The sequence below is a fragment of the Roseovarius sp. M141 genome, assembly GCF_024355225.1.
In the GTDB taxonomy this organism is placed as follows: Bacteria; Pseudomonadota; Alphaproteobacteria; order Rhodobacterales; family Rhodobacteraceae; genus Roseovarius.
Genome location: NZ_VCNH01000008.1, coordinates 2,300,587 through 2,313,560, shown reverse-complemented (window position 1 = coordinate 2,313,560; position 12,974 = coordinate 2,300,587). Strand labels below are relative to the sequence as shown.

Annotated in this window: 12 protein-coding genes and 1 pseudogene; 5 read left to right on the top strand and 8 right to left on the bottom strand. The window is 61.8% G+C overall.

Annotated features, from left to right (window positions below):
• The first annotated feature begins 135 nt into the window (after positions 1–135).
• Together FGD77_RS15230 and FGD77_RS15225 are read left to right on the top strand one after the other, a co-directional pair.
• Positions 136–597 carry a cytochrome c gene (locus FGD77_RS15230; protein ID WP_255011002.1) on the top strand — a complete coding sequence of 154 codons (462 nt, stop codon included), beginning with the start codon at positions 136–138 and terminating at the stop codon, positions 595–597.
• A 192-nt stretch (positions 598–789) separates the two neighbouring features.
• A pseudogene (locus tag FGD77_RS15225) lies at positions 790–1,238 on the top strand (DUF305 domain-containing protein); the annotation flags it as partial.
• Positions 1,239–1,430: 192 nt separating this feature from the next.
• On the opposite strand, the gene FGD77_RS15220 reads toward FGD77_RS15225, so the two are convergent.
• The 6 genes from FGD77_RS15220 to FGD77_RS15195 form a co-directional block, all read right to left on the bottom strand.
• Positions 1,431–1,559 carry a heavy-metal-associated domain-containing protein gene (locus FGD77_RS15220; RefSeq protein ID WP_255011001.1) on the bottom strand — a complete coding sequence of 43 codons (129 nt, stop codon included), beginning with the start codon at positions 1,557–1,559 and terminating at the stop codon, positions 1,431–1,433.
• 18 nt (positions 1,560–1,577) lie between these two features.
• Entirely contained in the window at positions 1,578–3,911 is a 2,334-nt protein-coding gene (locus FGD77_RS15215) for a heavy metal translocating P-type ATPase (protein ID WP_255011000.1), read from the bottom strand.
• A 68-nt stretch (positions 3,912–3,979) separates the two neighbouring features.
• On the bottom strand, positions 3,980–5,290 hold the full coding sequence (locus FGD77_RS15210; RefSeq protein WP_255010999.1) for an APC family permease: 1,311 nt from the start codon (positions 5,288–5,290) through the stop codon (positions 3,980–3,982).
• Positions 5,287–5,961, bottom strand: coding sequence for a TVP38/TMEM64 family protein (locus tag FGD77_RS15205; RefSeq protein WP_255010998.1), 675 nt, complete (start codon positions 5,959–5,961; stop codon positions 5,287–5,289). Before FGD77_RS15205 ends, FGD77_RS15210 begins: the two co-directional genes overlap by 4 nt.
• A gap of 1 nt (position 5,962) precedes the next feature.
• Positions 5,963–6,349, bottom strand: a complete 387-nt coding sequence (locus FGD77_RS15200) for a DUF302 domain-containing protein (protein ID WP_255010997.1) — start codon at positions 6,347–6,349, stop codon at positions 5,963–5,965.
• 205 nt (positions 6,350–6,554) lie between these two features.
• Positions 6,555–7,055, bottom strand: coding sequence for a calcium-binding protein (locus FGD77_RS15195; RefSeq protein ID WP_255010996.1), 501 nt, complete (start codon positions 7,053–7,055; stop codon positions 6,555–6,557).
• Between the two features lie 184 nt (positions 7,056–7,239).
• Here FGD77_RS15195 and FGD77_RS15190 point away from each other — a divergent pair, with 184 nt between their 5' ends.
• From FGD77_RS15190 to FGD77_RS15180, 3 genes are read left to right on the top strand one after another with little or no spacing between them, the layout of a single operon-like run.
• The gene (locus FGD77_RS15190; protein ID WP_255010995.1) at positions 7,240–7,962 is read left to right on the top strand and encodes a response regulator; all 723 of its coding nucleotides are present in this window, start codon (positions 7,240–7,242) and stop codon (positions 7,960–7,962) included.
• Entirely contained in the window at positions 7,959–9,362 is a 1,404-nt protein-coding gene (locus tag FGD77_RS15185) for an ATP-binding protein (RefSeq protein WP_255010994.1), read from the top strand. The genes FGD77_RS15190 and FGD77_RS15185 overlap by 4 nt, the downstream gene beginning before the upstream one ends.
• Before the next feature lie 55 nt (positions 9,363–9,417).
• Positions 9,418–9,642, top strand: a complete 225-nt coding sequence (locus FGD77_RS15180) for a hypothetical protein (RefSeq protein WP_255010993.1) — start codon at positions 9,418–9,420, stop codon at positions 9,640–9,642.
• 182 nt (positions 9,643–9,824) lie between these two features.
• Here FGD77_RS15180 and FGD77_RS15175 read toward each other — a convergent pair whose 3' ends face one another.
• Together FGD77_RS15175 and FGD77_RS15170 are read right to left on the bottom strand one after the other, a co-directional pair.
• The gene (locus FGD77_RS15175) at positions 9,825–10,778 is read right to left on the bottom strand and encodes a dihydrodipicolinate synthase family protein (protein ID WP_255010992.1); all 954 of its coding nucleotides are present in this window, start codon (positions 10,776–10,778) and stop codon (positions 9,825–9,827) included.
• Positions 10,775–12,871: a xanthine dehydrogenase family protein molybdopterin-binding subunit gene (locus FGD77_RS15170; RefSeq protein WP_255010991.1), complete on the bottom strand. Its 2,097-nt coding sequence runs from the start codon at positions 12,869–12,871 to the stop codon at positions 10,775–10,777. Before FGD77_RS15170 ends, FGD77_RS15175 begins: the two co-directional genes overlap by 4 nt.
• Between the last annotated feature and the right edge of the window lie 103 nt (positions 12,872–12,974).

Sequence of the window (12,974 nt, the reverse complement as noted above, 5' to 3'; positions counted from 1 at the left end):
GTACCACGATACCGCCGTCTTCGCAGGTCCGGGGAGGCCCGACGGCTCGCTTGATACGGCCAAGGATGCGACCATCTGCCTTGACGCGATCAGCTTCGGCCCCTCGAACGGCGCGGCATTTCAAAGGGATGAAACATGCGATGGATAGTGACAATCGGTTTGGGACTGGGGCTTTCAGGGGGTGCTCTTCTTTTTTTCGCGAATAGTTCAGCGGAGGGCGTTGGCGGCATGCTGCAAGAGAGCGATCCGCAGATTGTGACGCTTGGTGCGGAGCTTTATTTGGTCAATTGTGCGAGTTGCCACGGAGCCAATCTCGAAGGTCAGCCCGATTGGCGGATTCGGGGGCCGGACGGTCGGCTGCCTGCACCGCCTCATGACGAAACCGGACATACGTGGCACCACGACAGCGACACTCTGTTTCGCCTGACCAAATACGGCATTGTCAAACTGATCGACGATCCGGGCTATGTGACGAACATGCCGATCTATGATGAAATTCTGACGGACAAAGAGATCCTCTCCATCCTCAGTTACATCAAATCCACCTGGCCGCCGGAAATTCGTGATCGCCATGACGCGATGGACGAACGCCAATAACCGGGGTGCAATGCCCGGTGCTGATCGCGTCCTGGCGGCAGTATTCCCTTTTCGCCTGCCAGGAACCCACCGAAGGAACGGCATTCCATCTGGTTCGTTAATTCCTTGCAGGGGTCATTGCCCGAGCGCACGCAACAACAGGAAGACATCATGGATCATCACGAACGAGACCGGGACAATGGCGGCAAAGGGATGGGATACGGCCGTTTCGCGGCGATGATTGGTACGTCGACCGTGGTGATGTTCGGGCTGATGTATCTCAATACCTACGCGCTGGACCATGTCTTTTTCTCGCAAACCCGGATGTGGATGGCACTTTACATGGGTGCGGCGATGGCGGTGATCATGCTCGCTTTCATGCTGGGTATGTACTCCAATCGTAGCCTTAACATCACATCGCGATTTTCGTCGGGGCCATCCTCGCCTTTGGCGTCTCGCTTTGGCTCGTGCGAAGCCAAGAGACCGTGGAAGACCTCGCCTGGATGCGCGCGATGATTCCGCACCATTCGACCAGCGAGCGGGCAGATATACCCGATCCGCGGGTGCGGGCTTTGGCCGATGCGATCATCGAGGCACAGCGCGGCGAGATTGCCGAAATGAAGCGCTACATCAGTGACATCGAAGCCAATGGCGACGCTGCTCCGGGGACACAACGTGATAGGGCTGAATAGGTTCGGCGACAGCGGCATTTTGGCGGCAGATTTCCATTCCCTTGATGAGGATGTCATCCGGTTTCATCGGTCAAGACCACGCGCGTTTGTGGCGGTGCTGAGTAAGGCCGACGTCATGGGGAAGCACGAATTTATCAAACCCCGCCGACCCACCGGTACCAGCTACGGTTTCAACTCGGGCGCACCAAGTCGGATGTCGATCCGCGCGTCGGGGTCGAGAGCGTGGATAGCCTTTTCGACCGTTGCCTTGCAATGACCGCAACTCATGTCGGGAATGTGGAAGATCTTCATACGTATCTCCGAAATTGTCTATAGATCAACCCGCCGCAGGCGGAGCGCGTTGGTGATGACCGAGACCGACGACAGGCTCATCGCCGCCGCCGCGATCATCGGCGACAGAAGCAGCCCGGTGACAGGATAGAGCAGCCCGGCAGCTATCGGCACACCCAGCGCGTTGTAGGCGAAGGCGAAAAACAGGTTCTGCTTGATGTTGCGCAGCGTGGCGCGCGCCAGTTTGCGCGCCCGCACGATGCCCATCAGATCGCCGCCCAGCAGGGTAATGCCGGCACTTTCCATCGCCACATCAGCCCCGGTGCCCATGGCGATGCCGACATCGGCCGCAGCGAGGGCAGGGGCGTCATTCACCCCGTCGCCCGCCATGGCGATCTTGTGACCGGCCTTGCGCATTTCGTCGATCAGATCTTTCTTGGCCTCGGGCAACACGCCCGCGCGCACCTCGTCAATACCCAGCTTGCCTGCCACCGCCTGCGCCGTGCGCTCATTGTCGCCGGTCGCCATGATGATGCGCAGCCCTTGGGCATGGAGATCGTCGATCGCCTCTGCGGTCGAGTCCTTGATCGGATCGGCCACGGCCACGATGCCGGCAAGTGCGCCATCGACCGCGATGAACATCGCCGTCTTGCCCATGGCGCGCAGGGTGTCGGCCTCTGCCTCGGCCTTTGCCGTGTCCAGCCCCATCTCCTGCATCATTGCGGCGTTGCCAAGCGCCACTATGCGGCCTCCGACCTTGCCGCGCACGCCCTTGCCGGTGATGGCCTCAAAACCCACCGCCTCCTGACGCGTGGCGCCCTGGGCTTCGGCGCCTTCGACGATCGCCTCGGCGAGCGGGTGTTCCGAGCCGCGCTCCAGCGCGGCGGCAAGAGACAGCAGGTCGGATTCCGGCAGATCGCCCAACACCACGGTATCCGTCAGTTTTGGCTTGCCCATGGTCAGCGTGCCGGTCTTGTCGACGATCAGCGTATCAACGGCCGCCATGCGCTCCAGCGCCTCGGCATCCTTGATCAGCACGCCCGCCTGTGCGCCGCGCCCCGCCGCCGTGGTGATCGAAATTGGCGTCGCCAACCCAAGCGCGCAGGGGCAGGCGATGATCAGCACCGACACCGCCGAGGCGATGGCGAAGACCAGCGCGGGTTCCGGGCCGAAGATCAGCCAGACGATGAAGGCGACAATTGCCACCGCGACCACAGTCGGGACGAAGATTGCGGACACCCGATCCGCCATTCCCTGTATCGGCGCGCGCGAACGGCGGGCATTCGACACCATCGCCACGATCTGCGCCAGCACGGTGTCGGCGCCGACATTGCCCGCCTCGATCACGAGGCTGCCGTTGTGGTTGATCGTGGCCCCGGTCACCGCATCGCCCGGCTCCTTTTCCACCGGCATCGACTCGCCGGTCAGCATGCTTTCGTCCAGAGACGAGCGGCCCTCGACCACGGTCCCGTCCACCGGCACCGCGTCGCCGGGGCGCACCCGCAGCCGGTCGCCTTCCATGATGTTTTCCAGCGGCGCATCATATTCCGTCCCATCGGGCAGGATGCGCCGCGCGGTTTTGGGCGCGAGGTCCAGCAACGCCCGGATCGCGTCGCCGGTGCGCTCGCGGGCACGCAACTCGAGCACCTGTCCCACAAAGACCAGCGTCACGATCACCACCGCCGCCTCGAAATAATTGCCGACCGCTTCGCCCGTCCGATACTGATCCGGAAATACGCCGGGCAGGAATGTGGCGACCAGCGAATAGAGATAGGCCGCCGCCACACCGAGGCTGATCAGCGTCCACATGTTGGGCGAGCGGTTCAGCACCGAGTCCCAGCCGCGCTTGAAGAACGGCAAGGCCGCCCAGAGCACAATGGGTGTTGCCAGCACGAATTCGAGATAGCTGGCCGTCTGATGCCCGATCCAGTCGCGCACCGGCAGGGCGACCATTTCACCCATCGCCAGAACGATCAGCGGCACTGCCGCCACCGACGAGATCAACATCCGGCGCGTGAAGTCGGTGAGCTCCTCGCTGGGCTCGTCCGAGGGCAACATCGGCTCCAGCGCCATGCCGCAGATCGGACAGTCTCCGGGTGCATCGCGGACGATCTCGGGGTGCATCGGGCAGGTGTATTGGGCGTCCGCAGGGGCCGCTTTGGTTTGCCCGGCGGCGCGACCCGAGGCATAGAACCACGGATCCGCCTTGAACTTCGTCTGGCAATTCTCCGAGCAGAAATGGAAGGTCTTGTCCTGAAACTCCTCATGGCGCGTGTCAGCCCTGATCGCGACCGTCATTCCGCAGACCGGATCCTTCGCGGTCTCGGCCCCCTCCGGAATGCTCGACGTCGTGTGTGAATGATCGTGTTCCATGTTTTGCCAACTTTCATCTGATTCGTTCCAGCCTCAGGTGTCCTGTCGCTGGAAGCTCAAGCTATTTCTCAATGGGGATCGTGATTTCCCGCTTTGATCGGATTACCTGCCAGGAAAACCCGCACGAACAGGAAAACGAGCGCCATGCCGACGATGCCGATGACGACGATCAGCGGGTCGGACTGCCATTTCATCGCGACGAATGCGGCCAGCACCACTGCATCGAGCGCGATGGCCGTCAGCAACACCCAGCCACGTGCGCCGATCTCGGCGCGCAGATGACGGAAAACGCCGAAATGGATGATAATGTCCATCACCAGGTAAAAGAATGCTCCGAGAGAGGCGATCCGACTAAGGTCGAAGAAGACCGTCAGAAAGGCTGCAATGACCACGGTGTAGATCAGTGTGTGATCCTTGATCGTGCCCGGCATTCCGAAATGGCTGTGCGGGATCATCTTCATGTCGGTCAGCATCGCCAGCATCCGCGTAACGGCGAAAACGCTCGCAATCAGACCGGAGGTCGTTGCTACAAGCGCCAACGCCACTGTCAGGTAGAAGCCGGTTTGACCGAGCGCGGGCTGGGCTGCTTCGGCCAGTGCGTAGTCCTTGGCCCCCACGATGCGGTCCAGCGGAAGGCTGGACCCGACCGCAAAGGCGACCAGCAAATAGACGACGACACAGATCGCGATGGACAGGATGATGGCCCGGCCGACGTTGCGGTGCGGGTGGGTGACCTCCGCGCCGCTGTTCGTTATGGTCGTGAAGCCCTTGAAGGCCAGGATCGACAGCGCGACCGATGCCACGAAGCCGGTGGCGTCGGCGTGTCCGCCCGTCGCCTCGAACGACAGACCGCTGGTCCAAAGCGCGGAAACACCGAACAGCGCGATGCCGCCTACCTTCAGCACAGCCATGACAATGGAGAAAAGCCCGACCGAACGGGGGCCAGAGGCATTCACGAGATAGGCGAAGACGATCAGCCCGACGCCCAGAATCGGAACAAGAATGCTGTCGGCATCGCCACCGAACGCCCGCAGCGTGTAGGTGCCGAAAGTGCGGGCGACGAGGCTTTCGTTGATGACCATCGACAGCGCCATAAGGAGCGAGGCGCCTGCCGCCACTGTCGTCGGTCCGTAGGCCTTCTCAAGGATCATCGCGATGCCGCCCGCCGACGGATAGGCGTTCGACATCTTGATGTAGGTGTAAGCGCTGAATGCGGTCACGATAGCACCGACGACGAAAGACAGCGGGAAAAGCGGCCCAGCGAGTTCGGCGATCTGGCCGGTCAGCGCGAAGATACCCGCGCCGATCATCACGCCGGTCCCCATGGCTACAGCACCCGGTAGGGTGATGCTGTTCTTCTCGTAATTGCTTTCCGTCATGGATTTCCCTTTTCAGGCCTTCTCCGCGTCACCACCCAAAGCAGCGGCAACGCCGTCACGAGCCCGAGGCCGAGCACAGCCCACGTCGCGCGGCCAAGGTCTCCGCTAACCGCCTCACCACCGAAATGGGCGAGCAGGAAGCTTGCCGGAACGATTCCGGCGAGTGTCGCGAGCGCGAAGCGCCAAGCATGCAGGCGACTGAGCCCGGCTGCATAGCTGATCATGTCGAAGGACACGAAGGGCATCAGACGGCTTGCAAAGACAGTTGTCGTCAAGGCGGTCTGCGACCCGAGCAGCCCGGTGTCCAGCCGGTCCCCGAACAGCCGCCGCAAGACATCGTGCCCCAAAACCCGTGCCAGTCCGAAAGCGATCAGCGCCCCCAGTTCGGCACCGATCACCACCTGCAGGGTGCCCCACAGATGCCCGTAGGCCGCCCCGGCGGCCAGCGCGATCGGGGCGCTGGGGATCGGGCTGGCCACGACCGCGATGGTCATGAGCGTGACGATGACAACCGGCCCCCAGAGACCAGCGCGCGCGACCAGCATCTCAAGACGCTCACCTTCCATCACTCCGCGTGCCTCTGTGAATATCGACGGCGCGAACTGCCACACGCCGAGCAAGACAATCCCGAGGACCGCCATCGCCAGGAGAATGATAGCGCGCAGACTCATCTCAGATCGCCGCGACGGCCTTTGCCAGCAGGTCGCGGACATCACTCGCGACAGCCGTCAGTTCGGCGTTGTCAATCGCCTGCATCGACGCCACCGGGTCGACGGCGCTGACCTCCACTCCGCCCTCGATTTCGCGCAGGATGACGTTGCAGGGCAGCATTGCTCCAACCCGAGGCTCGATGCCGATCGCCTGATGCGCCATCTTCGGGTTGCAGGCGCCGAGAATGCGGTAATACGGCATATCCACGTCAAGCTTCTTCTTCATCGTCGCCTTGACGTCGATTTCGGTTAGGATGCCGAAGCCCTTGTCGGTCAATGCTGCGCGGGTGCGCGCATCAACGGTGTCAAAATCGGCGTCCGCTATCACGCGGTTGATCGTGTAGTCCATTATAATTCCTTTCGGTTCATTTGCGCAGATATTTGATCAGCGCCGCAATCGCGAGGCCGACCAGCACAAGGATGATAATCATCCAGAGCCAACCAAAGCCCATTCCCAAACCCATACCATGGCCATTCATCATCGCTTCCTCCTGATCTGTGTTGGAGTTGTCCCCGCCAATCGGCACCTTGTCCGATCGGCGGAAAAAAGCGGATCAGTTGTTGCCCATCATACCCTTGCCCGGCATGCCGTCCTGTTGCCCGCCCATACGGCCTTGCATCATCGCGGCCGCCGCGGCCATTTCAGCTTCCGTCACCTGCGCGTCACCGTCCGCGTCGTGCATCTGGAAAGCGCGCACTGTCATCGGCCGGGTATGAGCGGCGTGCATCAAGGCGAATTCGTCCAGCGACAGGGTTCCGTCGCCGTCAGCGTCATAGGTCTTGAGTTCGCCCTGAATGCCAGCCGTCATTTCTTCGGGTCTGACCGTTCCGTCCTTGTCAGTGTCGAACATGGCCATCATGTGGTTCTGACCTGCGCCCATCATCATGCCCATTGTGCCACCCATCATGCCGTGATGGCCTCCCATCATCCCCATATCGCCGCCCATCTTGCCGCCATGCTGCATATGGGTTTGCTGGGCAATGACCGGCATGGCCACGGCGCCCACGCCAAGAGCGGCGACGGCTGCAAGGGCGAATTTTGTCGAACGTTTCATTCTGTCTCTCCAGATCTGATTGCGATGACACCTATCTGGAGGTTAGGTGTCACACAGGTTTGTCAGGCAGACGGGTAATTTGTATCAAACTGTCGCAAGGACCGGCAAAGCAGGGATTTGCAAAATAATTTCTGTGCGCGCAGGGTTGCTGTCTCGGCCAAGGTCAGCATCAGGAGGCAAGATCGTGACCCGTCCGCCCCATATTCTGATCGTCGACGATCACCGCGAAATCCGCGATGCGCTGGTGAGGTATTTGGAAAAGAACGGCATGCGCGCAACCTCTGCCGCGGATGCCGTAGCGATGGATGCGGCGATGAAGGTCGCAGAGTTCGATCTCGTCGTGCTGGATGTGATGATGCCCGGCGAGGATGGCTTGTCGGTGTGTCGCCGCCTGCGCGCGCAGGGCGGCATCCCGATCCTGATGTTGACCGCCCTGGGCGATGACACCGACCGGATCGTCGGGCTGGAGGTCGGCGCGGATGACTATCTGCCCAAGCCGTTTAACCCGCGCGAGTTGCTGGCCCGGATCAAGGCTATCCTGCGCCGGTCCGATCGGACCGAAGTTACGGGCGGCAGTCTTGCCGGGCACAGGCTGGCATTCGACCGCTGGGTGCTCGATACCGACCACCGCATCCTGACCGATTCCGATGGCGTCGAGGTCGCGCTGACCACCGCCGAATTCCGCCTGCTGACGGTGTTTCTGGAACGACCGCGCTTCGTGCTGAGCCGTGAACAATTGCTCGACATGACTTCGGGCCGGGCCGCAGAGGTGTTCGATCGCACCATCGACAACCAGGTCAGCCGCCTGCGCCGCAAGATCGAGCTTGACCCGACCAGGCCGGCGCTGATTACCACTGTCTGGGGCGGTGGTTACAGCCTTGCCTGTGATGTGAAGGAGATGCAGTGAGATTAAACCCTTCTTTCCTTCGCCGGTTGTTCCCGCAGTCTTTGGGGGCGCAGCTGCTGGCGATGTTGTTGCTGGCCTTGGCCGTCACACAGGGACTTGGCCTCTTGTTGCTGACGGATGAGCGCAACCGCGCGGTGCGGGCGGCCCTGGGGCTGGAGGCGGCGGGGCGCGCGGCGAACGTGGTCCTGCTGCTCGATGACGCCCCCGCCGACCTACGCCCATCTATCTTGCGGGCGGCAGACTCGCCGCTGGTCAGGTTTGAAGTCGGATCCGAGCCGGAAGCGCCCCAAGATAGCGCTGACGCAGACATCGTTCTGGTTCAGATCCGGCGAATTCTTGGTGAACCGGAACGTGAAGTTCGGGCGGATGTTCGAGCCCTTAAAGTAAATCCAATGCCGATGCCTGACGGAATGCCCGAGTCGATGCGCCCGATGCACAACGCAATGATGGCCGGACAAACCGATCCAATCGAGATGACGCTGTCGATCCGTCTGGCGGGAGGCGATTGGCTGAATGTGCGCACGATGTTTCATCGTCCTGGCCTGCAGCTTACACCACAAGCCCTTTTGCCCTTGCTGTTGATGGCCGTGGCCGTCGCTCTGGTCGCATGGTGGACCGCGCGGCGCGTCGTCGGCCCCATGCGCGCGCTTGCCATCGGAGCGGACAGGCTGGGGCGTGGCCTTGATACCGAGCCGTTGCCGATGAGGGGACCATCCGAAGTGCGCGAAACCACACAGGCATTCAACAGGATGAAGGACCGGCTGACCCGCTTCGTGAACGAGCGCACCCAGATGCTTGCCGCCCTGAGCCACGACCTGCGTTCGCCACTGACCGCGATGCGGCTCAGGATCGAGATGCTGGACGAAACCGAAGACAGCATCAGGCTGAAGGCACTGGTCGAGGAAATGCAGGCCATGGTCGACGCAACTCTGGAATTTGCGCGCGGTGTCGCCAGGGCAGAACCGCCCACCGAAGTCGACCTGGCAGCGCTGTTGGGAGATCTGGTGGGCGATGTGGGCGCTGATCGGGCGAGCCTTGCGCCCTCAGAACCGCTGTTTGCCATCATCCGCCCGCAAGCCCTGAACCGGGCGTTGCGGAATCTGATCGACAATGCAGTCCGCTATGGCGGCGCTGCGAACGTAACCTTGACACAAGAGCCGATGACCGCTGTCATCACCATCGCTGACAAGGGGCCGGGGTTGCCCGACGATCAGCTTGAGGCTGTCTTCGAACCCTTTGTGCGGCTCGAAAGTTCGCGCAACCGTGACACTGGCGGCGTCGGCCTCGGCCTCGCGATTGCCCGGACAATCATCCAGGCGCATGGTGGATCGGTAATTCTATGCAACTTGCCGGAAGGGGGACTGGAAACCGTTGTTCGCTTACCAATCGGAGAAGCGTGAATTTGCTTTGCCTGACATCAGCGCCTGTGGGTCCAAATAGGGAAATTTGATAATAGTGTTTTTCCTGCTCATCCTGACCACCAACGTGCGGGACATTCGACCAACATCAATGCTGCACGATGCACGAATGGCCGCAGTGCGTAAGCTGCAGCGCCGCATCGGCGCTATTGGTGAACGGCAGCTCAGGGCCGTTCGGGCAGGGCACGCTGCTGCCACCTCTGAGGTCAATAATGCAATTTTCGCGGCGATAGACCGAAAAACCTATGTTATTGAAACTTAGATGAGTTGAGTCTCATTTATTCAGTCTCATTATTAACGAGTTCCGACAACCGGTTCTTAGGTTGAGAGGTTGGCTCATAATCAGTATTATGTAATAATATCGACTAATGTTTAAGTCTAAACACTCACCACCAACCTATTGATATCAAGGTATACAAAAATGCTGCATCCCTGCGCATTCATTCAAACTTCCAGACCACATGCCTCGAACTCCGCGCGGACCGCTGCCTTTTCGACATCTGTCAGCTCCAGCATCGGAAAACGGACCCCGCCGCCGACCTGACCGAGCAGTTCTTGCCAGTATTTACCATGCGCCTGCGGCTTGTCCGCGGGTTTGGTGCGCCGGATCGCGTCACGCACCGGGTCCAGGCTGCGCGAAATCTGTCGCGCCTCGTCGAACCGACCGGCAAAGGCCAGCCGCGTATAGTCATTCATGCGGCGGTCCACCTTGGACTGCAGCTGATACGGCGGCGACGAGCACAGATAGAGCTTCCAGTTCAACTGCTCGATATTGTCCAGCCATTCGACCTCGGATGCGGTCGAGACATGGATTTTGTCTCCGACCATCTGGCTCAGCCGCACATACATCTCACGCGGGACGGAATATTTGATGGCCACGATATTGGGCAGATCCGCGATGCGCGCGCATAGCTCGGGTGACATCAGATAGCCGCTGTCAGGATGGCTCCACATCGCGATGCCGATATCCACCGCATCGCAAATCGCCTTGTAATACTGATAGACAATCTCATCTGGGTTACTGACGAAGTGCAGCATGGGTGCATGCACGACGATGTAATCGGCGCCGCAGTCCTGCGCGTGGCGGGCCAGTTCCAATACGGTATCGAAATTCTGATCCGACGCGGACATGATCGTGCCCGCGCGCCCGTCACATTCCTCAACTGCGATTTCAAAGTTGCGTTTACGTTCTTCCAGCGACATGGAGAAGAACTCTCCTTGCTTTCCGGCAATAAAAAGACCTTTGATATCAAGATCATCCACCCAATGTCTGATATTCTGCCTTAACCCGGCCTCGTCAAAGGCGCCGCTGGCGTGAAACGGGTTCAGCGCTGCAGCCCAGATGCCGCGCATATTTGCGCGCGCATGTTCCTTGGCATCGAACTTGCTGTACTTCATGTCTCGTCCCTTCCCTTGCCGGTCTCGTTTATCGCCTGCCACAGTCGAGCAGGGCTGAGCGGCATTTGCAGATCAGTCACCCCCAGCGGCGCCAGCGCGTCGATCGCGGCGTTCAGTATCGCAGCCGGTGCACCGATCGTACCCGCCTCGCCCACGCCCTTGGCGCCCAGCGGGTTCATAGGCGAGGGCGTTTGCATTTCGTAAAGTAGCAGCGTCGGCATGTCATCTGCGCGCGGCACGGCGTAATCCATCAAGGACGCGGTCAGCAACTGGCCGTCCTCGTCATAGTGGAGCGCCTCCATCAACGCCTCGCCCATGCCTTGGGCAAAGCCGCCGACAATCTGGTCTGCGACCGCCTGCGCGTCTATCATATTGCCCGCGTCGTCAACGCAGATCGCAGCCTCGACGGTGGCCTTTCCGGTATCTCGGTCAATGGCGAGCTGTACCAGATAGGCGCCATATCCCCACGCCTGCCCTTTGGTTTCAAAGCGTATCTCTGCACTCAGCGGAAGGTTTTCACCCGCACCGCGCGCGGCGCGCAGGGCGCTGCAGGCCTCGTGTACCGCGCTGCCACCGATGGGCGTGCTGCGCGACGCAACGGCGCCGATTCCCTCGGGACAGGTTTTCGTGTCGCCATAGCGCACAGCTACATCCTCGGGCGCGGTTCCCAGCACTCGCGCCGCAATGGCGGCATAGCTGCGCGTGCGCACCTGTCCCTGCGCCGAAGAGCCGCTGTCGACCTCAACCCGGCCATTGGCGTGCCACGTGACCCGTGCCGATTCCCAACCCTCGCCTGACGGCTCCAAGAACAACGCGACGCCCAGCCCCGCAAGCTCGCCAGCCGCACGCCGACGGCTCATGTCGGCGGCCCGCGCGTCGTATCGCGATACCCGGCGCAGCAGATGCAGCGCCCCCGCGTAATCGCCGCTATCGAGCATCTGACCGGTCGCCGTCATATGCGGCAGTGCGTCCTTGGGGGGCAGATTACGCAGACGTATCTCGAACGGATCGATCCCGGTGCCGCGTGCGGCCTTGTCGACCAGACGTTCCAGCAGCAGCGCCGCCTCGGGGCGCCCTGCCCCACGGTAGATGCCGGTCGGCGCGCGGTTTTCCTGGACGGCAGCCGTTTTGATCTGCACCGTCTCGATGCCATAAGGCCCCGGCAGCACGCGCGCGGCGTTCCAGGCCGGAATCAGCGCGCTGTTGGGCAGCCAATGGCCCAGCGGCGCTGTCACCTCGGCGGTCAACGCGGTAAAGCGACCAGTGCCATCCACCCCAAGCACCCCCATTGTGGTCAGACCCCGGCCGTGTGTCGCCGACAGGAACTCTTCGCTGCGCGATGCGCTCCACCGCACAGCCACCCCCAAGGTCAGCGCCGCCCAGACGCAATACACTTCCTCAGGATACAGCGACGCTTTCATGCCAAAGGCGCCGCCCACATCGGGCGCGATGACGCGGATTCGCGCGGCGTCGATTCCAAGGATCGCCGCCAGATGGCTGCGGGTGCGATGCGGCGTCTGGGTGGTCTGCCAGATCGTGACGGTGCCGTCCGGCTCCGGGCGCACGGCGATGCAGCGCGGCTCCAGTGACAGCGGTGCAAGGCGGGCATGATGCACCTGCGCTTCGACGCGATGTGCGGCGTGCGCCATAGCAGCGGGCGCATCGCCCGCAGTCCAGTCGCGCCCGGCGATGTGCCGGGGTTCGGGCATTTCGGTGGCGGCGATGTCCAGCCAGATCGCCTCGGCAGCGTCTTGGCCTTCGGCGCGGCTGCTGGCGAGGATGGCGGCGACGGGTTGGCCCACGGCATGCACCCGGCCCTGCGCGAGAATGGGAAACGGGGTGGCCTGCTCCAGCGGGAGCACCTCGTTCACCGGCAGCGCGCCCAGATCTGCCACGTCCGCGCCGACATGCACCGCATGCACGCCGGGCATGGCGCGCACCTCACTGACATCCAGCGCTGCGATCCTGCCCGCCGCCACATCGCTGCGCAGAAATATCGCGCGCAGCGCACCGGGCAGTGCGATATCGTCGCAATACTGCCCGGCACCGCGCAGCAACGCCTGGCTGTGATGGGGACGAAAATCTGTCGTCATGGGGGCTGCGGGCCTTTGCCAGAGAGCATGCCCCATGATGCGCCGACGCGGCGCGGGCTGCAAATACCGTGCTGTCCGCCGGGTATCACGAAAACTGATAGCC

Bases quoted from the DNA above. Each gene is read 5' to 3' on its own strand.
- FGD77_RS15230 (WP_255011002.1), top strand. From the start codon at position 136: ATGCGATGGATAGTGACAATCGGTTTGGGACTGGGGCTTTCAGGGGGT.
- FGD77_RS15220 (WP_255011001.1), bottom strand. From the start codon at position 1,559: ATGAAGATCTTCCACATTCCCGACATGAGTTGCGGTCATTGCAAGGCA.
- FGD77_RS15215 (WP_255011000.1), bottom strand. From the start codon at position 3,911: ATGGAACACGATCATTCACACACGACGTCGAGCATTCCGGAGGGGGCC.
- FGD77_RS15210 (WP_255010999.1), bottom strand. From the start codon at position 5,290: ATGACGGAAAGCAATTACGAGAAGAACAGCATCACCCTACCGGGTGCT.
- FGD77_RS15205 (WP_255010998.1), bottom strand. From the start codon at position 5,961: ATGAGTCTGCGCGCTATCATTCTCCTGGCGATGGCGGTCCTCGGGATT.
- FGD77_RS15200 (WP_255010997.1), bottom strand. From the start codon at position 6,349: ATGGACTACACGATCAACCGCGTGATAGCGGACGCCGATTTTGACACC.
- FGD77_RS15195 (WP_255010996.1), bottom strand. From the start codon at position 7,055: ATGAAACGTTCGACAAAATTCGCCCTTGCAGCCGTCGCCGCTCTTGGC.
- FGD77_RS15175 (WP_255010992.1), bottom strand. From the start codon at position 10,778: ATGAAGTACAGCAAGTTCGATGCCAAGGAACATGCGCGCGCAAATATG.
- FGD77_RS15170 (WP_255010991.1), bottom strand. From the start codon at position 12,871: ATGACGACAGATTTTCGTCCCCATCACAGCCAGGCGTTGCTGCGCGGT.